The following is a 22,537-nucleotide window of genomic DNA, read 5'->3' as shown; positions in this document are numbered from 1 at the left end:
TTTATCCTCCAGGATTCTTTACATGGACAAGATTCCCTATCCGCAGGCCGTTGATCTGTCGCGCTATGCACCGGACGCAAAGAATCCTGAGCGGTTTTATGGCCTGCCTGAAGAGGTTGTGTTCTGCCGGCGCTGCACCTACAGTAATCAGAAGCCGAATTCGGATCTCGAATACAAACATACGCGCGCGACCAACAAGCCTACCGTGCATTTCGATGAGGAGGGCATCTGCTCAGCCTGTCGCGTGGCCGAAAAGAAAAAGGCGATCGACTGGGCGGAGCGCGACCGGGAATTGCGCGCGCTATGCGACCAGTATCGCCGGCATGACGGTGCCTATGACTGCATCGTGCCAGGCTCGGGCGGCAAGGATAGTTTCTATGCCGCGCACAAGCTGAAGCACGAATACGGCATGAACCCGCTGACCGTGACCTGGGCTCCCCATATTTATACCGATTGGGGTTGGAAGAACTTTCAGGCCTGGATGCATGCTGGTTTCGACAATTACCTTTTCACGCCCAATGGTCGCGTCCATCGCCTGCTCACGCGCCTGGCGCTGGAGCAGATGTTCCATCCCTTCCAGCCTTTCATCATGGGGCAGATGTATTTTCCGCCGCGCATTGCCGCAGAGTTAAAGATTCCGCTGGTCTTCTATGGTGAGAACCCTACCGAATATGGCAATGCTGCTGGAGCGGACAACAAGGCGACAAAGGACTGGAAATATTTCACCAGCCCTGACCAGTCGCAGATATTCCTGGCCGGTACGTCGATTGCCGCTCTAAAGGGCAATTTCGGGCTGACCAACCATGATCTGGCGCCTTATATGCCAACCGATCCGCAATTGCTGGCAGATGCCAAGCTGAACGTGCAGTACCTAGGCTACTACATGCCTTGGCATCCGCAGGAATGCTACTACTATTCCGTCGAACACGGCGGGTTCCAGGCTGCTCCGGAGCGGACGGCAGGCACCTACAGCAAGTACAGCTCGATCGACGACAAGATCGACGACCTGCATTACTATACGACTTTCATCAAGTTCGGCATCGGCCGGGCCAGCTATGACTCCTCACAGGAAATCCGCAACGAGGAAATCGACCGCGAGGAAGCACTGCGTCTCGTTCGCAAGTTCGATGGAGAATATTCCGAGCGCTTCGAGAAGGAAAACCTTGGCTATATTTCGCTGTCGCCCGAGCACTTTCCGGTGGCGTCTAAAATGTTCGAGCAGCCGATCGTAGACCGGGCCTATTTCGAGCGCCTGACCGACCAGTTCCGCTCGCCGCATATCTGGAAGTTCGATGACGGCACCTGGAAACTGCGCAAGACCGTGTTTGCTGATGCGGTCTGACGTATCCTTCACGACCCGGGATATTCCATGGGTCTCCTAAAGCGGATCCTGGGCTCCGACCTGTCGCCGGAAGGCGGAGCGTTCATTCGGCGAGAAATCGCCGATCGCCGTCTGCCGCTTGCCGGCTTTTTCCTGCTGAGCTTGGTGGCTGCCAGCTTGGAAATGATGGGTCTTGGCCTGGTGTTTCCGCTGCTGCTGATAGTGGTCGATCCGGCCAATATCGACCGTGTTCCTATGCTAGGGACTTTTATCGACGCGCTGGGAGTGGGCCGGGGTCGGACGCTGTCCCTGCTGCTGATCGGCCTGATCGGCGTGATCATGGTCAGCAAAAATGCCTACATGCTGTTCTTCAATTGGCTGCAGATGCGGACGCTGGCCCGCTGGAAGACCGACCTCAGCCGGCGCATGATGCGGCTCTATCTCTTCTCCGACTACAGCGTCCACTTGGCCAAGAGCACATCGGAGATCATCCGCAACGTCTCGCTGTCGGCGGCGGTATATGATCAGTTTGTCGCGGGTCTGCTGGCTGTCTTCGCCAATGGCCTACTGATGGTGGGGCTGGTCGTCGTGCTCACCTTCGTTCTGCCACCCGAAACACTTGTCAGCCTAGTCATTATTGGGGCCGCCGCCTACGGTCTCTATTCGATCATGCGCGGGGCGTTCGAGCGCATTGGGCGGCAGGAGAACGAGATCTATCAGCGGCGTCAGTCGGTCCTGCTACAGGCCATCGGCATGATCAAGGAAACCAAGCTCCGCGCCAAAGAGAATTTCTTTCTCGACGCGTTTGTGGAAATCGAGCGCTTCAGCTTCTCGCGGCAGGCCCGCTTCAACTTTCTTGCCATTATCCCGCCGCTGGTCGTTGAAGGGGCGATCATCGTCGCCATTTTGTGCATCATCAGCTATATTCTGTTCTTCAGCGCCCATCAGAATACCGGCGTGGCCATTCTCGGGCTGCTGGCGGCTACCCTGTTCCGCCTCACGCCGGTAATCAACCGGCTCATGTCCTCGTTGCAGCTCATCAATCGCAGCCGTAACTCGGTGGATATCCTTGGCAAGGAATTCTCCCTACTCGAGCAGCAAGTCTTCCAGCCCGATGTCGAGCCAGAAGCGCTCAGCTTCAATCGTGACATCGCGATTGAAAATGTCGAATACACCTATCCCGGCGGTAGCAAGCCGGCAGTGCGCGGCATGTCATTATCCATAGAAAAGGGTGAGGTTATCGGCATTACGGGCACGTCCGGCGCGGGGAAAAGCACGCTCGCGGCTCTGCTCATGGGCTTGGTGCCGCCCCAGATGGGGCAGATTCTCATCGATGATCATCCGCTTGATACGCAGTCCAGCATTCGTGCCTGGCAGCGCCATCTTGGTTTTGTGCCGCAGGGGGTGTTTCTCATCGAAGACACGATTGCAGCCAATATCGCTTTTGGCGAGACCCATGAAACCAGGGACGAGGCGCGCATGTGGGACGCGCTGGAGGTTGTCCAGTTGCGCGATTTTGTCGAGAGTCAACCTGACCGACTGAACCATTTCCTGGGCGAGCAGGGTTCGCGGCTCTCGGGTGGTCAGCGTCAGCGCATAGGTATTGCCCGCGTGCTGTACCAGGATCCCGACGTGCTGGTTTTCGATGAAGCTACCTCGGCGCTGGACAATGCAGTTGAGCGGGCGTTCAGTGATGAACTAATGCGGCTACGGCGTGGGCGGACACTCATTATCATCGCGCATCGGCTGACCACGCTGCGCGATTGCGATCGCATCATCATGCTGGACGATGGAAAGGTGCTGGATTCCGCGCCCTTTGATGAACTGCATGAGCGTTGCGCACCCTTCCGCCGACTTGTCGAGCTGACACAGCTGAAACTCAAGGAGCAGGGCGATGCTCCCTAACAGATGCTGCGCGGTATGATGGGAAAGCCAGCGGCCAAAGGGGTGGTTGCCATTATTCCGGCACGCGGCGGCTCCAAGGGGCTGCCGCGCAAGAACCTGCGTGTGATCGGGGGACAGCCGCTGGTGGCGCACTCGCTTCTCGCAGGCCGCCGGGCTAGCAGTGTTTCAGCGACCTATCTTTCGACGGAAGACGACGAGATCGCCGCTGTGGGGGAGGCTTGCGGGGCGATCGTCATTCGCCGCCCAGCCGAACTGGCCAGCGATACGGCGCAGAACGACGCCGTCGTGCGCCATGTGCTCGAAGTCATCAGGGCTTCCGGCAGTAATCCTGAGGTTGCGGTGCTGCTGCAACCGACCTCACCCCTGCGCCGACCGTCTGATATCGACAATTGCGTTGCGCTCTTCCTCGATAAAAAGCCGCGTACCGTGGTGAGCGTCTGCCCGGTCGATCATCATCCAGGCAAGGCAGTAACGATAAGAGATGGGCTGCTAGAGCCCTTCACCAATGATCATGACATGGAGGCCAGGCGCCAGGATCTTCCTGAGGTTTTCCGGCAGAATGGCGCAATCTATGTTGTTGGCGTGGATGACTTTCTCAGCAATGGCCGGTTCTACGCTCGACCCTGCCTAGGCTACGCCATGGAGCGCCGCGACAGTATCGATATTGATGATGAATTCGATCTCGGCCTTGCTGATGCGGTATTCCAGGCCCGGAGCAGGGCAGGGGGCTGACACGCGGTCAGAGCTGTTGGATCGGTCAGTAGTGGAGGAGTTGCTCTTGGCTTCGAATATCCTGTTCGCTTTCTCCAATATCGGGTCGTTTCGTCTTCATGCGACCATTGCGCTGCGGAGCCAACAGGATGGCAATCGTGCGGTCCTGCTCTATACCGGCAGCCGCGATGCCACTTTCTCGGTTATTGAGGCAGAGGCCGGCAGTCGTGGCCTGGCAGTCCGCGCCATGGAAGAGGCCGTCATTGAAGCGGCCGGAACAGAATGGATGCCGCCCAGATCACTGTCGCCACGGCGCATGCTGCTCAAGCTCGTCGCAAAGAGGCGCGCTTCGGTTCTGTTCGATATCCAGCAGGCGGCGGTGCTGGCAGCCGGTCGTCTGCTTCGGCATCTGAAACCCGACGCCATACTGGTCAGTGAGGACGGCATTTCCGGCCCGATGGCATTGCTGGCCGCAGCACGATTACAGCGTATCCCCGTCATCGATATTCCCTATGGTTGTGCGGACCGGGAGGATTTCGAGAAGGATCTTGATCGCAAGGCAGCCGCTGATGACCTGAAGGTTGCGAGTGGCTCCAATGGCACTTTGATCCGTCTACTGTGTCCGGAATGGATCAAAACGGGCAAGCGGGCCGGGGCACTTATGTTCAGCCCGGAATTCACGCTCGCTTCCGCCGCTGCAGGGATCGAACTGCGCAATGCATGGATCGTCCACGGAGGCAACAGCGTTCGGGTTTGTGCGCAGAGCGAGAAACTGCGGGCCCAATATGCCGCCGAAGGGATTGCCGCAGACAAGCTGGTTCTGACCGGAACACCCTATTGCGACGATATGATCGACGGGCTACGGGCTGACAAGCAAGCCTCGGAGGCCTTGCTGAAAGCGCGCCATATTCAGCCGGGCCGACTGAAGCTGTTGGTCTCGTGGCCCCCTAGCTATCACGAGGGCATGCCCGAAACGAGCGAGTTTGCGACCTATGAGGGTATGACGCGGGAGGTGCTCGGTTATCTCAACGCGTTGCCCGGGGTTGAGCTGACGCTGTCGGTCCATCCAGCGGCAGGCCCGGGCATATTGTCGGTTCTGGACGAGTTGGGAATAGAGCCGACAAGCGAGCATGTGGTTCGTCTGCTGGCCCGGCATGATGTCATTATTCCGTATTACTCAACAACGACCCACTGGGCGCTCGCCGCCGGCAAGGTTGTGGCAAATTACGATGCGTACAAGCTGGGACTGACCCAGTTTGATTCGGCTCCCGGTTTTCTGAATACGAACTCGTTCGAAACGCTCAAGCAACTCCTTGGGCACCTGTCGGATCCTGAAGAATATGCGAAAATTGCGGCCCGGCAGGCCAGCGATGCGCATCGCTGGGGAATACTTGACGGCGAATGTACGGCACGGGCCCTGGCGGAGAGCTATCGTGCTATATCGATGCGCCAGCAGACCTCCTCCCTATAGGAAAGAACGACCCGATGACCCGTGCCTTCACTATCGGTCCATTTCAGCTCGCTGACAGTCAACCGCCGCTCTTCCTCGCGGAGATAGGTAGTTACTTCAACGGTGACGTCGATCTGGCTGCGGGAATGATCTCGCGCATTCTGGAGGCGGCCAAGGCCGTGCCGGAACAGCCGCTCGCCCTCAAAACCGAAATTCTTAACGATGCCGAAATCTGCCTGCCGGGCGATACGACGGAAACCTATATGGCCAAGGATGGCCGTAAGCGCGTCGAGAACTACCGCGAGCTCATCGAGCGCAAGGTCGTTCCGCTGGAGGGTTATGCGAGACTGTTCAAGTTAGCCACCGATGCTGGGGTCCCGCTGATCGTTTCGGTCTACGATTTCGTCGCGGTCGATTTTGCCGTGGCGCATGGCGCCGCGTCTATTAAGATTCCGTCCTCCAATATCGTGCACATTCCCCTCATCCGTTACGCGGCAGCACAAGGCCTGCCGCTGCTGATCGATACCGGCCGGTCGACGCTGGGCGAGGTGCACCGGGCGGTAGCCATCGCACGGGCTGCCGGCTGCAGCGACATCGTCATCCAGCACAGCCCGGATGGTCATCCAGCACTGCCCAAGGCGCACAATCTGCGTTTGCTGCAAACCTATCGCGACGCCTTCCAGCTTCCGGTGGGGCTGTCCGATCATCATATGGGGCTTGAGGCGCTTTACGCCTCGATGGCGCTGGGGGCTGTGCTGCTTGAAAAGGGCGTACATGTCGATGCGAGCGAACTGGATCAAGATATATCCCATTCTGCGCCCATCGAGAAACTAGAAGGCATCCTGCGATCCGTCTATGAGACCTGGCACCTGCTCGGTAGTCCTTACCGCGATCCGGAGACGAAAATCGAGGGCGTCATCGGCACGTCGCAGCGACAATGCCTCGTTGCTAAGGCCGATCTTCGCCCCGGTGATGTCATCTCCTATGACACGGTACGCTTTGCTTTTCCGCGCCGCGGCATTCCGGTGGAGCAGTGGGATCTCGTCGATGGCTGGGTTGTGACAACCTCGGTGCGTGCCAACCAGCCACTGCAATGGTCCGATGTCCAGCAGCGAACTGTTTAGAGAACCCTCCTGGAGGGGCCTGCGTCCGGCATTACCCGAATATGTAGCCGCGGAGCCAGCTGTCACTGACTTCATATGCCGGACGTTGGGAGAATATGGCGCGATTTCACAATTGCTGTTGGGTGGTTGCGCGGTCGGCATGTTCCGGTTCCAGCCAGCCGGCGGAGACGCCAAGCTGGTCAAGCTCGTCCCGGAAAGTCGCCGCTCATCAATGATGCAGGCCGAAGACATTGCGACATGGCTAGCGGCAAGAGATGCTCCGGTGGTAGCTGCGCTGCCCGGCTATCCCGTGTGGGATGGCGACTATGGCATCGTTGTGATGCCCTATCTGCATGGTCGGCGGGTAGAGGCTAGCGAGCAGGACATGGCTCTGCTTGGGCGCTCCGTGGCGCAGGTGCAAAAGAAGCTGGCAAGTCATCCCGATCGGCTGCGCTGGGAACGCGCAACGGCCGAGAGACTGGCTGACCTCATGGTGGTGCGGTCGTCCTTGGCAACGGGCAGGCTTTCCTGCGGCCCCAACCCGGAGCGCCTTGCTACGCTAGCGCGCGATCCCATGCTTGATTTCGTCCTCCAGGATATGGAGCGCGTGCCATTGCATGGCGATCTTAACCCCGGCAATGTGCTCATTGTTGACGGAAAGGCCATTCTGCTCGACTTGGAGGATGTGTTCCATTCCGTGCTACCCCCTATTCTGGAACTGGTTCTGGCGATCGAGCGCTACGTTCTTGTCGTCGTAGAAAACGATGCGCATGCTGTCTCGGCGGGACGGGCATTCGTCAAAGCATGGCAATCCAACATGGGTGTAGCGACAGTCACTGGGTCCACTGATCTGGTGCGCGTATTTCGTTCGCTTGCGCTGCGGTCGCTTTGTGTTCTGGCTAGCGCCGAGCAGCACGGAGCGGCAATGCCGGACGAGGAATGGAACAAGTTCTTTCTGCTTGAACAGTTGGCAGGCCGCCGCGCCCATGCCATTGCTTTGATTTTCGAGGAGGGGGTGGCGTGAGCTTCAGACTGCTGATGAGCGCACGCGATGCCGCCGCCGCATTGCATCTGGTGGAAATTGCCAGGGTTGCTCGCCTGCGAAAGAGCCTCGAAATTCGCATTCATTCCCAGTTACCGGCGCGAGGCTATTTCGAGGCCGCCGGGATCGAGACCGAACTGGTTGACTTGCCTTCGGCGCATTCACCAGATGATGCTGCCGCGGCAGCGTTGAGGGGGGCGGCGCGCAACGCTATCGACCAGTTTAAGCCCGATGCCGTTCTATGCGGTCTTTCGACGCCTTTCGATAGCGGCTTCGATGAAGCTGTCGTCGCCGAATTCGATGGGCCGAGCTTCGTGTTTCAGGACTTCTGGGGCGAGGCAAACCTGGCATTGGGCAAGCGGGCTGATATCTATCTGGCGCTGGACGAGGAAGGCGTCCGATTGAGCAAGGAACGCCATAGCCTCCCCGCAGTGGCGGTCGGATCTCCGCGCCATGCCACCTATGCGGGGCTCGATATCGCCGCAATGCGTAGGCAGGAGCGGGCACGGCTAGGTATTCCCGCCGATGCGCGGGTTATTGGTCTTTTCGGCCAGGGACTGCATCACCTCGAAGGCTATCGGCGTACGCTGGATGTTTGGATCAAGGCGGTGGCCAACCTTGATGATGGTTTTCTGGCGCTTTACCGCCCGCATCCGCGCGAGAGCGCAAGGGACCGTACCTGGACCACCGATTTTCTTAGGCACTTCGGTGTGGAATGCATCATTGCCGGAGATGAAACCGTTGAGGCCTCGCTGGTGGCCTGCGATGTGGTCTGCAGTGCGTTTTCCAATTGCAGCTACGATGCCGCCTATCTCAATTACTTTTCTGCCAATCCCCTCCTGACACCGGTTTCGCTGTTTTTTGACGAAGAAATCGTTGGCTATTTCAAGCGAATGGTGAAGCTTGCCGAGTTCCCCTATCTCAAGGCAGGCTTGGTGAAGCCGGTTTATGATGCTGCTGAATTGCCGCGTGCCTTGGCCGCCGCAGCGGGCGAGGAGGACAGAACGTGGTATTGGCGCAAAGCGCAGTCGCTGGCAAATCCAGTCAATGCTTCCAATCGGATACTTGATATCGTGATGCAGGGTGGGGTTGGTTCTCGGCCGAGGACTGGACAATGAGTGCTATGGATATTCCGGCGCGCAAAGTGCTCGTGGTGGCCCAGCGTCCCTCGGATTTTTCGGAAATGCGTCGGGCGATCGATGCCTTGCACCGTCTCGGCTGGCGGGTGGGGCTGATCTATTTCTGTCCGGCGCCGCCTAGTCCCGAGGAAGCCCGTCTGTTTGAAGAATTGGAGGGGCGCAAGCGGAATGGGACGCTGGAGGACTATCAGCTTGTCGGGGGTGGCAGTTCGGGCTCGTCGGGGACGAGACTCGCCAAGCCTGTGCGACGAGCGCGCAATCGCCTTCCGGAATGGGCTCGCCGCGTATTCCTAACGGTTTATCGCCTAATAATGGGCTTTATCAGCAATATGCGCTCGGCCGTTCGCGTTATCCGGCTCTATTTCCACAACCAGCGGGCGATTGGCTCAGTCATTGACCGGTTCCGCCCCGATGCGATCCTGTTGCCGGAAGATATCGTGGGACCGGTACTGCCGCTGGTCATCAAAGCCGGCCATGACCGTAACCTGCCTTCGGTCATTCTGCCCTATACGATCGCCAATCAGCAGGAGGCGTTCCGGAGCCTAAGTTCCAACCCTGTCTACCAGTTCGCTTTTCTTCCTAATCGTCTGATCGGATTGGTGTTTCCCCGCTGGGTGATGCGGCAGGACGGGCGGGCGCTGGTGCGGTTGCCGGCGCCCTATATCGTGGGCCAAGTGCTCACCCGCACCAGTCCCCCCGATCCCTGGATGATGAACTCCGGCTTTGCCAATGCCGTCGCTGTCGAAAACCAGGCTATGCTCGACTATTATCGCGATGCGGGGCTCCCGCTTTCCAAGCTGAAGGTGGTGGGGGCGGTCTATGACGATGAACTGGCGCATCATCGCGCCAATCGAACCGCGCTGCTCGCCAGTCTGCATGCGGAACTCGGCTTGGTGGGGGATAAGCCGCTGCTATTGGTCGGCGGATGCCCGGATCAGACCAAGTCATCGCCGCCTGGTTTCGAATTCGCCGATATGGAGGAGTTCTGTCGACGTCTTGCTCAGACCCTGCGTCCCTTGCAGCAAAGCTATCACATCGTAGTGCGGCCCCATCCGAACTATACCGAGATGGGCAGGATTATGGCTGAGGAAGGGGTACCCTGCACCCTGTTTGATACGGCGGGATTGGTGGCGGCGAGCGACATCTATCTGGCATTTGGCTCTGCTACGATTCGCTGGGCCATTGCCTGTGGCATTCCGGCTATAAATTATGATGTCTTCCACTATGACTATTCCGACTACCGGGGGGTGGATGGCGTCGTCCATCTCAACAGGCTGTCCCACCTGACGGCAATCCTGCCGACGCTGGCCCCAGGGCGGCCCGAACTGGCCGACCTCCAATCCAGAATTGCTGGGTCCGCACCACGGTGGGGCATGCTGGATGGGCGATCCACGCTCCGTATAGCCGAACTCATCAACGGCTTCTGCTCGTTGCCCGTGGTGACAAGAACTGCGAAATAACGATCGATCAAAAGGAAGACTGGTATGACGACGGTGGCAATCGTGGGCGCGGGAAATATGGCCCGGGAGCATATCAAGGCGTTTTCAGCGCTGCCTGGTGTTCGCGTCGCCGGTATCCAGAGCCGCACCCGCTCGCGTGCCGAAGTCCTCGCGGCAGAATTCGGTATTGCAACAGTCAGTGATGATATCGATGCCCTCTGGCAGGCGACAAGGGCAGATCTGGTCGTGGTGACTGTGCCTGAACTAGCCCTCAATGCGGTGGCCAAGGCTGTTTTTGCGCGCGACTGGGCGGTGCTGCTGGAGAAGCCGGCTGGCTACAATCTGGCCGATGCGCAGGATATTGCCGCTGCAGCGTCGGGCCACGCAAAACCAGTCATGGTTGGCTTCAATCGCCGTTTCTACTCCAGTACACGGGCTGCGTTGGCCGACCTCGATGCCTCCGCCGAGCGTCGATTCATTCATATCCAGGATCAGCAAAGCTTTGCCGAAGCGCGCCGATACAATCATCCCGAGCAGGTGGTCGAGAACTTCATGTATGCGAACTCCATACATGTGATCGACATGATCCGCACATTTTCCCGTGGGGAGATCGCGTCGGTAACGCCGATCATGCCCTGGCACGGCGAGGAAACCGAAGTGGTTCTGGCCCATATCGCCTTCGACAGCGGCGATGCGGCTCTCTACCAGGGGGTGTGGCGTGGTCCGGGTCCCTGGACATGCTCTGTGAGCACGCCCAGCCGGCGCTGGAACCTGCAGCCGCTCGAAGTGGCAAGCTATCAGAATGCCGGGGAGCGCAGGCTCAATGCGCTGGAGATGAGCGAGGATGACAGGGCCTTCAAACCCGGCTTCAAGTTGCAAGCCGAAGCGGTTCTGAAAAGCATGGCGGGTGACCGTCAGGCGGCGCCGGATATTGCGGACAGTATGAAGACGATGGAATTGATCAGCCGGATTTTCCAACGGCGTGATTGACACTCGGGCTGCTGGCGGCTGGGACCAGGGCTATTTCCTGGTCCTGTCGCCACCCCCGCGGCCGACCAGCGTGGCCAGCATGATCTGGAAGTCCAGACGCGGACTTTGCAGTTCCAGGTAGCGCTGGTCATATTCGGCGAGGCGGACCGGATCGCTCATGTCGATGCCATTGATCTGTGCCAGCCCGGTTATTCCCGGCTTGGCCTGCAGCACTCCACGCCTTTCCCTCTCAATGACAACCTCGCTCTGGGAGGGCAAGCTGGGGCGAGGGCCGACAAATGTCATTTCATTGCGGATGACATTGAATACCTGTGGCAATTCGTCCAGCTTGGTGCGGCGCAGGAAGCGCCCGAGCCCCGTAACGGCTGTATCCGAGATTTCATGCGTGCCTCGGTCTGGCGTGGACAGCAGCATTGTCCGGAATTTCAAGCAGGTGAAGAGGCGGCCATTCTGGCCGATGCGCGGCTGCCGGTAGATACCCGGTCCTGGCGATTGTAGCCGCACCGCAGCCCATATGATGATCATTGCCCACCAAATGGCGAGCACGAGACCGATGGCGAGTGCCAGATCGATGACGCGCTTGAGAATCCGAAAGCTGGCGTTGCTGTTATGCGGTATAACGGCAACCTGCGTGCCATCAAGGTCTTGAACTGGCAAGACAATGCTTTCGATCAAGCGGTTCAGACCCAATTCGTCATGCGAAGCCACACCAGCTTCGTTTTCCGCCAGCGGCGGCAGTTCCAGCGTTTCAAAGCCGAGGTCCTCGATCGGCTGCAGGTCGGCCGCCGGTGTGCCCGGCGCAGCAAGATAGACAAGGCGCTCAATGCCAGCGAGATGCGCCTGCTCGGAGAGCATGCTGGCCAGAGGAGGGGGCTCGGCAATGCCAATAGCGGCATCATCCGTCTCGGCCAGATAGACCAGAAGGTCGTACCCGCGTCCGGCGGCTGCCAGCGTCGAGCTCCCCGCGGTGGCAATGTCGCCCAATTCTGAGATTGTCACATCAGGCTTGCTTCCAATAAGCAGAAGATGATGGCCCTGCGCCTGCAGATGCCGAATCAGCTTTTGCCCTGTTGTCCCGATCCGGCCCGCGATCACGACGCGCATCTAGAGATCCTGTTGAGCGCCGGGAGGCATTTTGTCGCTTTGCGCGACGATATGGAACAGCAATTGGCGGGCAGCAACTTCATCTTCGCTGTCGACGGCTGCACGGAGCTTTGCCAGGGCCGTGTCGAGGGCCGCAATGGTGGTGTTGGTGCTCCGCAAAATCTTGGAATGGCGTGTCCGCTCTGCGGACGCGTTGTCGTAGAACAGCTCTTCATACATCTTCTCGCCTGGGCGCCTGCCGATGGAGACGATTTCAATATCGCCATCCGGGTTATCCTCGGAGCGCACGGTAAGCCCTGCTAGCCGCACCATGTTTTGCGCTAGGTCAGAAATCAAGATCGGCTGACCCATGTCGAGCAGGAAAACATCGCCATTCTGTGACAATGCGCCGGCCTGGACGATCAACTCGGCGGCCTCGCGAATGGACATGAAATAGCGCGTCATATTGGGGTCAGTCAGCGTGATCGGTCCGCCCTGGGCGATCTGCTGTCGAAATAGGGGTACGACCGATCCGTTCGAACCCAGCACATTGCCGAAACGTACGGCGCAGAAACGTTGCCCGGTTCCACCAATACGCGCCTGCTCAGATTTCTGGTGCACGATGAGTTCGGCCCAGCGCTTGGAAGCGCCCATGACATTGGTTGGACGCACGGCCTTGTCAGTCGAGATAAGAACGAGGTTCTTCACCCCAAGGCGGAAGGCGGTGTCGGCGACAGCGAGCGTGCCGAAAACATTGTTGCGAATACCTTCCAACGCATTGGCTTCCACAAGCGGCACGTGCTTGTGCGCCGCGGCGTGGAAGACCACATCGACGCTATGCTCGGACATCGCCCGGGCCAAGGTTCGTTCATCGGTCACCGAGCCCAGCATCGGCACTATGGCCACATCCTTGTCGGTCAGGCTGCGTTCGATCTGGTAGAGCGCAAATTCGTTGGCTTCGAACAAAACCAGGCGCTGTGGAGCCCATTTGGCGATCTTGCGGCAAAGTTCTGAGCCGATGGACCCGCCGGCGCCCGTGACCATGATCGTTCGCCCGATGATCATTTCACGGATCAATTCCGGATCAGGGGGGACAGAAGAGCGACCGAGCAGGTCGTCGATCTCGATCTCTCGCACTTCGCTGATCAGATATCGTCCGGTCACGAGGTCAGTAGCGCCAGGTAGCGAGAGCACCTTGACCCCCTGTCCCGCGAGCGAAGCCACAAGTTCTCTGCGGCGGGCGCCGGTCAGGGAAGGGATGGAGAGGATGACCTGCTTTACCCCATAATTCTTGATGAGCGTAGGGAGATGTCCGGGGGCATATACACGTAGCCCGGCCACTTCGCGGCGGTGGAGCGCAGTATTGTCATCAAGGAAGCCGACGACGAAATGGCTCGCCCGAAGCGACAGCGCCAGTTGGGTACCAGCCTCCCCGGCACCATAGATTGCAATTGAGGGGCGGTTCTTGGCATTGCGATTCGAGGGCCAGAACAGCCACTTTGCGGCAAAGCGACTTCCCACCACAATTATTGTTGCCAGAGCCCAATAGATGATCGGCACTGTACGCGGTACAACCTGCCGGCCAAACATTTGCGACAGGAAGGCGAACAATACCCAAAGCAGGACTGACAGTGTGACCGCTTGGATCATTGTCAGCAATGCGCGTTCGGGTAGATATCGGATTACGGCACGGTAGAGGCCACTACGAATAAATACGGGTAATGCGACTAGTGGGCCCGAAAGAATGGTTATGACTTCAGCAATGCTCTGGGGCGGAATCCACCTGTCGAGGCGTAGGCAGAAACTTGCCCACAGCGCCAAGGCCAGCGTCGTGAAATCGAAAGCAATTAGAAGGATCCGCTTGGAATTGCGCGGCATCCCGGCGAGGCGAGATCGAAGCTTTTGGATCATGGGACTTCATTGCGGTGCAGCAGAGGTGCAGGTCCCATGAATAGGGGCGCCCGTCAATACCGATACGAGTGGAACCCTATCGGCGTCCTTTGCGTGCGTCGGGCTCAACTAGTTGCAGCTTAGCACCGGCCTAAAATGGGGATGAGGCTGCATTGGGCGAAAGGGTGCCAGCCCCCCAGAACCTTTCAACACGCCACCACATTAACCGCCAACCCCGCCAAACTCGTTTCCTTATACCGTTCGCTCATGTCCAGTCCCGTCTGCCGCATGGTTTCGATGCACGCGTCCAGCGGCACGGCGTGGGTGCCGTTGCCCTTCAGGGCGAGGGAGGCGGCGGTGACGGCTTTTACGGCGCCGAAGGCGTTGCGTTCGATGCAGGGGATCTGGACCAGGCCCCCGACGGGGTCGCAGGTCATGCCGAGGTGGTGTTCGAGGGCGATTTCGGCGGCGTTTTCCACTTGGGCCGGCGTGCCGCCCATGATGGCGCAGAGGCCGGCGGCGGCCATGGCCGAGGCGGAGCCGACTTCGCCCTGGCAGCCCACTTCGGCGCCCGAGATCGATGCGTTGTGCTTGATGATGCCGCCCACGGCGGCCGAGGTCAGCAGGTAGTCGCGGATGGCCTGCGGGCCGGCGGCGGCGTTGAACTTGAGGAAATATTTCATGACGGATGGGATGACGCCGGCGGCGCCATTGGTCGGGGCGGTGACGATGCGGCCGCCGGCGGCATTCTCCTCGTTGACGGCCATGGCATAGAGGCTCAGCCAGTCATTGGCCATGAGCGGGGTCAGTTCATTGCGCTGCCATTGGGCGTCGAGCTGGTGGAAAATGCTGCGGGCGCGGCGTTTGACGTTGAGGCCGCCGGGCATGATGCCGTCCTGGCTGATGCCGCGGTCGATGCAGGCACTCATCACGGTCCAGATTTCGTCAATGCCGCGATCGAGCGCCAGGCGGCTGCGCGTGGCCTCCTCATTGGCCCGCTTCATGCCTGCTATGGAGAGGCCGGAGGATGCGGCCATATCAAGCATGCTTTTCGCATCGGCAAAGGGGTAGGGCACGTCGGCCTGATGCGGCGAAGCGTCCTTGAGGGCTTCAAGTTCCTCGGCGCTGACCACGAAGCCCCCGCCGATGGAATAGTAGGCGCGGCGCAACAGCAATTGCCGGTCGGTATCGTAGGCGGCAAATTGCAACCCGTTGGGGTGGCCGGGCAAGGCGTTGCGCTTGTCGAAGACCAGATCGACCGCCGGGCGGAAACGGTAGGGCCGGTGGCCTGATGGATGCACCATGCCACGGGTTTCGACGCCTGATATAATGGCGTCCATGGCGTCGGGATCGACGGTCTTGGGGTCTTCGCCGCAGAGGCCGAGAATGACGGCGCGGCCGCTGCCATGGCCGATGCCGGTAAACGCCAGCGAGCCATGCAGGCTCGCGGTCAGCGCGGCGGGGCGGGCATTGGCGGCATGGGGCCAGGACCCGTCCTTGAGTTCGTCAAGGAAGCGCCTTGCGGCGGTCATCGGCCCCATTGTGTGGGAGCTGGATGGCCCGATGCCGATCTTGAAGACGTCGAAAATCGAAAGGAACATAGGGCCATTGTGCAATGAAAGCGACCGGCCAGCAATCGGCAGCCGGCGCTTATTGTTTCGCAAACGGCAACAGTGCGTGGCGGGCTGGGCGGTTGCGCCACGTCGGCCGGCGGCCGATATGGGAGCCAACGGCATTTGAGGAGTTCCGGCCATGGCCGACTATCACTATCGCGAAGGCAAGGGCGCCACGGCGCAGGCGCCGCTATTCCTGGTGTTCCACGGTACCGGTGGCGATGAGAACCAGTTTTTCGACCTAGCGGGACAATTGCTGCCCGGCGCCCGGGTGGTTGCACCACGGGGCGATGTCAGCGAGGGAGGGGCGCTGCGCTATTTCCGGCGCACCGGCGAGGGCGTCTATGACATGGACGACCTGGCTTTGCGTGTCGCGCAGATGGTGGCCTTTGTCGAGGCGCGCAAGGCCGAGGGCAATGCGGCGCAGGTGGTGGGGCTGGGTTATTCCAACGGCGCCAATATCCTGGCTGCGGTGCAGTTCGAGGTGCCCGGCCTGTTCGATGCCAGCGTGCTGATGCATCCGATGATCCCGTTCAGCCCGCCCAAGGTGGATTTGACCGGCAAGCGCGTGCTGATCACGGCGGGCCAGCGCGACCCGATGGCCCCGGCGGCGATGACGCAGGGGCTGAGCGACTATTTTGCCGGGCAGGGGGCCGAGACGAATCTGTTCTGGCATCCGGGCGGGCATGAGCTGCGGCAGGAGGAATTGCGCGAGACGCAGGCTTTCCTCAGCGGGCTGGGCACAATCCGCGCCTAAACGAGGCCGTGATCCTGCATCGCCTGCTGCTCGTCGGGGGTGACATAGCCGAAAATCCTCGGCGTGCCGTCGGCTATGGTGACGAAGTAGAAATTGGTGAAGGTCACGTGGCCGCTCTGGCCCGCCTTGTTGGTATAGGCGAAATCCCAGTCGATATCGGCGACCGCGTGGCAATGGTCGAGCTCGATGACCTTCAGCCCCTTGATCGTCATATGCTTGCCACCCACGGCGCGGTAGCGGGCGAAGCCCTTGGGGATCATTTCGCGGAAGCTGTTGTCGTTGGCCCCGCCGATGACGCCCCTTGGGCTGGATTCGACGAAGAAGGGGGCGAAAGCGTTGACGATGCCATTGACGTCCTCCAGCGGCGGGTCCTGCAGGGCGTCGTCACTGCGTTTGGCATAGGCGTCGAACAGGGCGCGAATCTTGGTTTCGAGCTTGGTCATGCCGATCTCCTCTTTCGACCAACGTATAGACCCGCCACCGGGTTCATCCGGGCAGTGGCAGCACTTTCTTAACGAACTCTATAGGGGTGCGGGCTAACAGTGTGGAACAGTCTCCCAAGGGACTGATCCTGATGCAAGCGAGGCGCCAAATCAGCGGGCTTCGAGACACCATTGCCAGCAGCCTGCGCATTCGCGTGCTGATCTTGGTGCTGCTCGGCTTTGCCGCGGTGGCGGCGCCGGCCTATATGGCGTTCAACTGGATCGTGGCCTCCACCGTCGTGCAGCTCGGCACATTGTTTGCCGAAAAGCAGATTCTCTACGATCGCTACCGGGGCCTCGAAGCGCTGATGCGCGAGGTGTCGCTGGCCGAGACGCTGGCCGGGTCGCAGTCGATCCGCGACTGGGCCAATGACGAAGCCAATCCCGATCTCAAGCGCCGCGGCATTGCCGAACTGGAGCATTTCCGCCAGTCCTTTGCTGATCACAGTTATTTTTTCACCATCGGCGCCTCGGGCAATTACTATTTCAATGACGCCGCCAATTCCTATGCCGGCGACCAGTTCCGCTACACGGTCACATCAGACAATCCGCGCGATGCCTGGTATTATTCTACCGTGGCACTGGGCGAGGGCTGCCACCTCAATGTGGATAACGACGCCAATCTGCGCGTCACGAAGGTATGGATGAACTGCGTCATCCGCGAGGGGCGGCGGGTGTTGGGCATATTGGGCACCGGCATCGATCTCACCAGCTTCATCCAGGAAGTGGTCAATATTCCCCAGGTCGGGGTGACCTCGATGTTCGTCGACCGGCAGGGCGCAGTGCAGGCGCATCGCGACCAGGACATGGTGGACCTGCGCAGCCTTACCGCGGAAATGAGCGCCAAGCGCACGGTGTTTTCGCTGCTGGACAAGCCGGAAGACGAAGCGGCCTTGCGCGAATTGATGGATCAGGTGGCCGGCGGCGAGGCGGTGGCCCTGTCGCGCTTCATGAGCATAGGCGGCAAGCAGACGCTGGTCGGCATCGGCTATCTCGACAAGCTCGGCTGGTTCAATGTCACGCTGATGGATATCGACGCCATCATCGACAAGCGGCTCTTCCTGCCCATCGGGCTGTTGCTGGCTGGTGTAATGGGGCTGGTGGCGGCCATCATGGTGCTGGTGTTCAAGCGGGCTGTGCTGGACCGGCTCAAGCGGCTCGAAGAGGTGGTTCATAGCGCGCGGCGGGGCGAATATGGCCCGGCGCGCGCTATGGCCGATGACAGGCAGGACGAGGTGGGGCGGCTGTCGACGGCCTTTACCGAAATGGCGGTGGCGGTGAGCGACAATACAAGGCTGCTCGAGGCACGAGTGCGGGCGCGAACCGAGGCGCTCGAAACCCTGGCCTCGCGCGATGCGCAGACCGGCATCGCCAACCGGCGCGGCTTCGTCACCGCCTTTGAGGCCGCGACGGGGCGGCGGCATGGCCTGCTGCTGATCGATATCGACCGCTTCAAGGCCATCAACGATACGTTCGGTCATGCTGCGGGCGATGCGGTGATCACGGAAATTTCCCGTCGCATTGTCGATTGTGTCGGCGAGGGTCATGTCTGCGCCCGCTGGGGCGGTGACGAATTCATCGTGCTGCTGCACGACAGCGCGCCGCAGCTGTTGCGGGCCAATGCCTTCGGGGTCATGGCTGCTATCAGCGACCGGCCGGTGGAACTGCCCGATGGCCGTTCGGCCGCGGTAACCGTCAGCGTCGGCGCCAGCCTGGTCGAGCCGGGCGACAGTATCGAGACCGTCACCGAAATGGCCGATGCGGCGCTCTACATGGCCAAGGGCGAGGGGCGCAATCGCGTCGTGATCTTCGATCCGTCCGATGCCGCCGAGGCATCCCGCACCGTGCAACCGACGGGTTGACGCTGCCTTCGTCGCCTGCCAGCGTCGGGGTCAGTTCCCAGTCGAGTTTGTGCCATGTCCTCTTTCCGCCTTGTGCTGCCAGCGATTTTGCTGGCTGTTGCCGCCGTTCCGGCCAGCGCCGCCAGTTTCGATTGCACCAAGGCCGCGACGCCGTTCGAACATGCCATTTGCGACATGCCCGACTTGTCGGCGGCCGATGACTTGTTGGCCAAGAGCTTCGCCACGGCGACGGGCGGGCTCACCAAGGGCGCGGTGGGGCTGATGCGGGCCGACCAGCGCAACTGGCTCGACTATGCCCAGCGCGCCTGCACCGACGATGCCGAGGTGATGACCAGCGGCCGATACGATGACAACGGGGCCTCGTGCCTGGTCGAAAAGTTCAATACGCGCAGCGGGGTGCTGGAGCAGAGCCGGATGATTTCCGGGCACCGCTTCTTCCTGCAGTCGGCTTATGCGGTGCTGCCCGACCCGAATGAGGCGGACAATCCCGATTCATACTGGAAGGTGGCGAGCCACGAAGTGGTCATGCCGCAGCTCGACAGCGATGATCCGCTGGCCGAGGCGTTCAACCGCTTCATTGCCGAAATGGGGGCGAACAAGTCCGATATTCTGTCGCTGGCCGGTGGCGGCGATATCGATGACGTCGACGGGTCCTCGGATACCAGCGTCATCATCAAGGTCAAGGAGTTGGGCGGCACTAATCGCATCACCATGGATGTGAGCACCTATTGGTACGGCCACGGCGCGGCGCATGGCAATTGGAGCGTCAGCTACCTGCATTACCTGGCCGACCAGGATCGTGGCCTCATCGCCTCGGACATCTTTGCCGGCGACGACTGGGCCAGCACGCTGGTCGATGCCGCCTGGGCCGAGCTGCAGGCCGAGCATGCGGAATGGCTACAGGTGGAGACGGCGGGCGATATTGCCGAAATCGTGGTCGAGCCGAGCCGCTGGGATCTCTCCAACGACCATGGGCTGATCATCCAGTTCCAGCCCTATGAAGTGTCGGCCTATGCCTATGGCGCGCCGACCATCACCATTCCGTGGGACAAGCTCGACGCCATCAAGGCCGAAACGCAGGACGAGGTGCGCTACGGCTATTGAGCGGCGCGCAGGTCGGCCCATTCGGGGTGGCGGCGGAACTGGGCGACGACATAGGAGCAGATGGGCACGATCTTGAAGCCCTGCTCGCGGGCATCTGCTATGGCCTTGTTGACCAGCTTGGCGGCAATGCCGCGTCCCTCATATTCCGGTGGTACGCCGGTATGGTCGATGGTGATGGTGCCATCGGCCCCCTTGCGGAAGGTCATTTCCGCCTCATAGCCGGGGGCCAGATGGATGACATAACGGCCGCGCGTGGCGCCGTCTTCGCGCAGCACGGTGAGTTCGGTTTCGGTCATGGTGGTTCCAGATATATTGCCCTGCCAGTGTGACGACTGCGGCAGGTCTCTGCAAGGTTAGATGGGGATGACGTTCAGTTCAGGGAAGAGGGCGCGCTCGCCGAGGAAGGGGTGAATGTCCAGTGCCTCGGTGATCGCCTTGAGCGCCAGGTCGCGCCGGTCGCGTTGCAGGTAGATCAGCGCCCGGCCGGCAAGGGCGCCGAAATGGCGCGGTTCCAGCTGCAGCGTCTTTTCGATATCGGCCAGCGACTGGTCGTAGTTGCCGAGCAGGAAATGCACGGTGGCGCGCTGGTTCCAGCCTTCGGCATAATCGGGATAGTCGATCACCAATGCGTCGAGCAGGCCAACTGCGCCGCCAAGGTCTGACATGCCGAGGCGGAGCAGCACCAGGGACATGCGCTCGGCCAAAGCCGGATCATCGGGCTGGGTCCACAGCGTCCAGATTTGCGTGGTGATGCGTTGGGCCGCCGCGTGATCGGGGGCCGATTTGAGCGTGGCAAACAGTTCATCGAGCTGCTGCGCCTGGCTCTGGGCCAAGGCTGGCACGGTCCAAAAGCCTGCCGTGACCGGCCCGGCAAGGGCGGCCAGCATGGCTCCGAAGAGGACAATGCGGCGGGGCTTCATGGGCGTGAGCCTACGCCCTTTGCAGCCCGCCGCAAGGCATTTCGCTTGCGTCCTAGTGGGTCGATTCCTGGGCGCCCCAGCGCGCCTGGATCGATCGGCCCAGGCCACCCAGCCAGGGCGCGCAGAACAGCAGGATGCGGCGGTGGTAGTGTACCAGGATAAACAGGCCGGCCAGGATCAGCGTGCCGACCACGATCACCAGCTCCAGCGACAGGCCGATCGACTTGAGCCAGGCGGTCAGCAGCATGCCGGGCAGGATATGGGCGGCGGCCCAGACGAAGGCCGATGTGACGTTGATGATGGTGAAGTGGCCGTAGCGCATGCCCATGATGCCGGCGACGCCGGGTATCACGGCTTTCACGCCGGGGATGAAGCGGCCGATGAACACCGCCTTGCCGCCATGGCGCTCGAAGAATACCTCGCCCCGCGCGATCAGCGGCTTGTGGTTCTTGAAGGGCCACACCTCCTTGATCGAATCCTTGAGGAAATGGCCGATCGTATAGGAGATGGCGTCGCCGATAATGGCGCCGATCACGGCGGCGAAATAGACCTCCCAGAAGGGCAGGCGGCCTTCGGCGATGATGCCGCCGGCCATCAGCAGGACCGGGGTCGAGGGCACGAACAGGCCGAGGATGAACACCGCCTCACCAATGGCCACGGCGAAGATGAACCAGAAGGTCAGCCAGAAATTGCCGGAAATGGCGTCGAGAAAGCTCTCGAGATAGGTGGAGACGGTGTGGAAGATGTCGAACATGTGCACCCGTGTCATTGCGCGGTGCGCAACGCCCACCGAAGATTGACTTATCGCCGCCAAGAAGGCGACGCTCAAGCACTATCACGCCGGAGTGTCTTATGAGTGACATGGTTTATCATATGATCTCGGGCGGCCCGCGCCCGGTCGCCCCCTTTTCCCATGCCGTCGAGGTCGATGGCTGGGTCTTCATTACCGGGCAGATGCCGACCGATCCGGCGGCGCCCGAGGCGCCCTTGCCCGACGGTATCGCGGCGCAGACGCGGCGGGTGGTCGACAATCTCAGGATCGTGCTCGATGGCATCGGGCTGGGGCTGGAGCATGTCACCATGGCCCGGATCTACCTGACGCAGTTCGAGCGCGATTATGCCGCGCTCAATGCGCTGTGGCCGAGTTTCTTCGCGCCAGGAAAACTGCCGGCGCGGACCACGGTGGGTGTCACCGCGCTGGCCGTGGGGGCGCTGGTCGAGATCGACCTGGTGGCCAAAAGGCCTTAGCCGCCCATTTCCTGGGCGAGGCCGATCAGCAGGCCGCCAGGCCCGCGGATGTAGCAGAGACGATAGACATTCTGATAGTCGACGACTTCGCCGGCGAGCTCGGCGCCGCGCTTGCGGAGCCTTTCAAGCGTCGCGTCGATATTATCAACGGTGAACATGACGCGGAGATAGCCCAAGGCGTTGACCGGGGCCGTGCGGTGATCGGCGACGACGGCGGGCCTGATGAAGCGCGAGAGTTCGAGCCGGCTGTGGCCATCGGGCGTGCGCATCATGGCGATCTCGACATGCTGGTCGCCCAGGCCCGTGACACGCCCGGCCCATTCCCCTTCGACCGTGGCCCGCCCTTCGAGCTCGAGGCCGAGTTCGAGAAAGAAATCGATCGTCTCGTCGAGGTCGTCGACGACGATCCCCATATTATCCATCCGCTTGAGCGCCATGTTCCGATCTCCAGGGTGTCGCTGCAACCTACAGGCTGTCG

The 22,537-nt window shown here is 60.6% G+C and carries 21 protein-coding genes; 13 read left to right on the top strand and 8 right to left on the bottom strand.

Annotated features, from left to right (window positions below):
* The first annotated feature begins 22 nt into the window (after nt 1-22).
* From FPZ08_RS13175 to FPZ08_RS13135, 9 genes are read left to right on the top strand one after another with little or no spacing between them, the layout of a single operon-like run.
* Nucleotides 23-1,342, top strand: a complete 1,320-nt coding sequence (locus FPZ08_RS13175) for an N-acetyl sugar amidotransferase (protein ID WP_146290442.1) — start codon at nt 23-25, stop codon at nt 1,340-1,342.
* Nucleotides 1,343-1,369: 27 nt separating this feature from the next.
* Nucleotides 1,370-3,226 carry an ABC transporter ATP-binding protein gene (locus tag FPZ08_RS13170; RefSeq protein WP_146290441.1) on the top strand — a complete coding sequence of 619 codons (1,857 nt, stop codon included), beginning with the start codon at nt 1,370-1,372 and terminating at the stop codon, nt 3,224-3,226.
* A gap of 3 nt (nt 3,227-3,229) precedes the next feature.
* The gene (locus tag FPZ08_RS13165; protein ID WP_146290440.1) at nt 3,230-3,958 is read left to right on the top strand and encodes an acylneuraminate cytidylyltransferase family protein; all 729 of its coding nucleotides are present in this window, start codon (nt 3,230-3,232) and stop codon (nt 3,956-3,958) included.
* A gap of 46 nt (nt 3,959-4,004) precedes the next feature.
* On the top strand, nt 4,005-5,408 hold the full coding sequence (locus tag FPZ08_RS13160; protein ID WP_146290439.1) for a glycosyltransferase family 28 protein: 1,404 nt from the start codon (nt 4,005-4,007) through the stop codon (nt 5,406-5,408).
* A gap of 14 nt (nt 5,409-5,422) precedes the next feature.
* Entirely contained in the window at nt 5,423-6,511 is a 1,089-nt protein-coding gene (locus FPZ08_RS13155; protein WP_146290438.1) for an N-acetylneuraminate synthase family protein, read from the top strand.
* The gene (locus tag FPZ08_RS13150) at nt 6,489-7,514 is read left to right on the top strand and encodes a phosphotransferase (protein ID WP_146290437.1); all 1,026 of its coding nucleotides are present in this window, start codon (nt 6,489-6,491) and stop codon (nt 7,512-7,514) included. Before FPZ08_RS13155 ends, FPZ08_RS13150 begins: the two co-directional genes overlap by 23 nt.
* Nucleotides 7,511-8,650, top strand: coding sequence for a hypothetical protein (locus tag FPZ08_RS13145; RefSeq protein ID WP_146290436.1), 1,140 nt, complete (start codon nt 7,511-7,513; stop codon nt 8,648-8,650). Before FPZ08_RS13150 ends, FPZ08_RS13145 begins: the two co-directional genes overlap by 4 nt.
* Nucleotides 8,647-10,131: a hypothetical protein gene (locus tag FPZ08_RS13140; RefSeq protein ID WP_146290435.1), complete on the top strand. Its 1,485-nt coding sequence runs from the start codon at nt 8,647-8,649 to the stop codon at nt 10,129-10,131. Before FPZ08_RS13145 ends, FPZ08_RS13140 begins: the two co-directional genes overlap by 4 nt.
* A 24-nt stretch (nt 10,132-10,155) precedes the next feature.
* Nucleotides 10,156-11,100, top strand: a complete 945-nt coding sequence (locus FPZ08_RS13135; protein WP_210246795.1) for a Gfo/Idh/MocA family protein — start codon at nt 10,156-10,158, stop codon at nt 11,098-11,100.
* Nucleotides 11,101-11,130: 30 nt separating this feature from the next.
* Here the strand turns inward: FPZ08_RS13135 and FPZ08_RS22825 are convergent, their stop codons facing one another.
* The 3 genes from FPZ08_RS22825 to FPZ08_RS13120 form a co-directional block, all read right to left on the bottom strand.
* On the bottom strand, nt 11,131-12,204 hold the full coding sequence (locus tag FPZ08_RS22825; RefSeq protein ID WP_342780135.1) for a sugar transferase: 1,074 nt from the start codon (nt 12,202-12,204) through the stop codon (nt 11,131-11,133).
* Nucleotides 12,205-14,094 (bottom strand): polysaccharide biosynthesis protein, encoded by a 1,890-nt coding sequence (locus FPZ08_RS13125; protein WP_146290434.1) that lies wholly within the window; start codon nt 14,092-14,094, stop codon nt 12,205-12,207.
* Nucleotides 14,095-14,279: 185 nt separating this feature from the next.
* Complete coding sequence (locus FPZ08_RS13120; RefSeq protein ID WP_146290433.1) at nt 14,280-15,674, bottom strand: L-serine ammonia-lyase; 1,395 nt, start codon at nt 15,672-15,674, stop codon at nt 14,280-14,282.
* Between the two features lie 151 nt (nt 15,675-15,825).
* Here FPZ08_RS13120 and FPZ08_RS13115 point away from each other — a divergent pair, with 151 nt between their 5' ends.
* Nucleotides 15,826-16,443 (top strand): alpha/beta hydrolase, encoded by a 618-nt coding sequence (locus FPZ08_RS13115; protein WP_146290432.1) that lies wholly within the window; start codon nt 15,826-15,828, stop codon nt 16,441-16,443.
* On the opposite strand, the gene FPZ08_RS13110 is transcribed toward FPZ08_RS13115, so the two are convergent.
* Nucleotides 16,440-16,886 (bottom strand): hypothetical protein, encoded by a 447-nt coding sequence (locus FPZ08_RS13110; RefSeq protein ID WP_146290431.1) that lies wholly within the window; start codon nt 16,884-16,886, stop codon nt 16,440-16,442. The genes FPZ08_RS13115 and FPZ08_RS13110 overlap by 4 nt on opposite strands.
* Nucleotides 16,887-17,017: 131 nt before the next feature.
* On the opposite strand from FPZ08_RS13110, the gene FPZ08_RS13105 reads away from it, so the two are divergent.
* Both FPZ08_RS13105 and FPZ08_RS13100 read left to right on the top strand, forming a co-directional pair.
* A complete protein-coding gene (locus FPZ08_RS13105) occupies nt 17,018-18,787 on the top strand; it encodes a sensor domain-containing diguanylate cyclase (RefSeq protein ID WP_246132649.1) in 1,770 nt (589 codons plus the stop codon).
* Nucleotides 18,788-18,841: 54 nt separating this feature from the next.
* Nucleotides 18,842-19,891 (top strand): DUF3298 domain-containing protein, encoded by a 1,050-nt coding sequence (locus FPZ08_RS13100; RefSeq protein ID WP_146290430.1) that lies wholly within the window; start codon nt 18,842-18,844, stop codon nt 19,889-19,891.
* Here the strand turns inward: FPZ08_RS13100 and FPZ08_RS13095 are convergent.
* Genes FPZ08_RS13095 through FPZ08_RS13085 form a run of 3 tightly spaced genes read right to left on the bottom strand, consistent with a single transcriptional unit; the run spans nt 19,885 to nt 21,580 of the window.
* Nucleotides 19,885-20,187 carry a GNAT family N-acetyltransferase gene (locus FPZ08_RS13095; RefSeq protein ID WP_146290429.1) on the bottom strand — a complete coding sequence of 101 codons (303 nt, stop codon included), beginning with the start codon at nt 20,185-20,187 and terminating at the stop codon, nt 19,885-19,887. The two genes, FPZ08_RS13100 and FPZ08_RS13095, sit on opposite strands and share 7 nt — an antisense overlap.
* Before the next feature lie 57 nt (nt 20,188-20,244).
* A complete protein-coding gene (locus tag FPZ08_RS13090; protein ID WP_146290428.1) occupies nt 20,245-20,811 on the bottom strand; it encodes a tetratricopeptide repeat protein in 567 nt (188 codons plus the stop codon).
* A gap of 52 nt (nt 20,812-20,863) precedes the next feature.
* Nucleotides 20,864-21,580, bottom strand: a complete 717-nt coding sequence (locus FPZ08_RS13085) for a DedA family protein (RefSeq protein WP_146290427.1) — start codon at nt 21,578-21,580, stop codon at nt 20,864-20,866.
* A 92-nt stretch (nt 21,581-21,672) separates the two neighbouring features.
* Here FPZ08_RS13085 and FPZ08_RS13080 point away from each other — a divergent pair, with 92 nt between their 5' ends.
* The gene (locus tag FPZ08_RS13080; RefSeq protein WP_210246893.1) at nt 21,673-22,059 is read left to right on the top strand and encodes a RidA family protein; all 387 of its coding nucleotides are present in this window, start codon (nt 21,673-21,675) and stop codon (nt 22,057-22,059) included.
* On the opposite strand, the gene FPZ08_RS13075 is transcribed toward FPZ08_RS13080, so the two are convergent.
* Entirely contained in the window at nt 22,056-22,496 is a 441-nt protein-coding gene (locus FPZ08_RS13075) for a VOC family protein (protein ID WP_146290426.1), read from the bottom strand. The two genes, FPZ08_RS13080 and FPZ08_RS13075, sit on opposite strands and share 4 nt — an antisense overlap.
* Nucleotides 22,497-22,537: the final 41 nt, after the last annotated feature.

Source organism: Devosia ginsengisoli (genome assembly GCF_007859655.1).
Taxonomy (GTDB): Bacteria; Pseudomonadota; Alphaproteobacteria; order Rhizobiales; family Devosiaceae; genus Devosia; species Devosia ginsengisoli.
The sequence above is the reverse complement of the archived record's forward strand: the minus strand, read 5'-3'. Positions and strand labels throughout refer to the sequence as shown.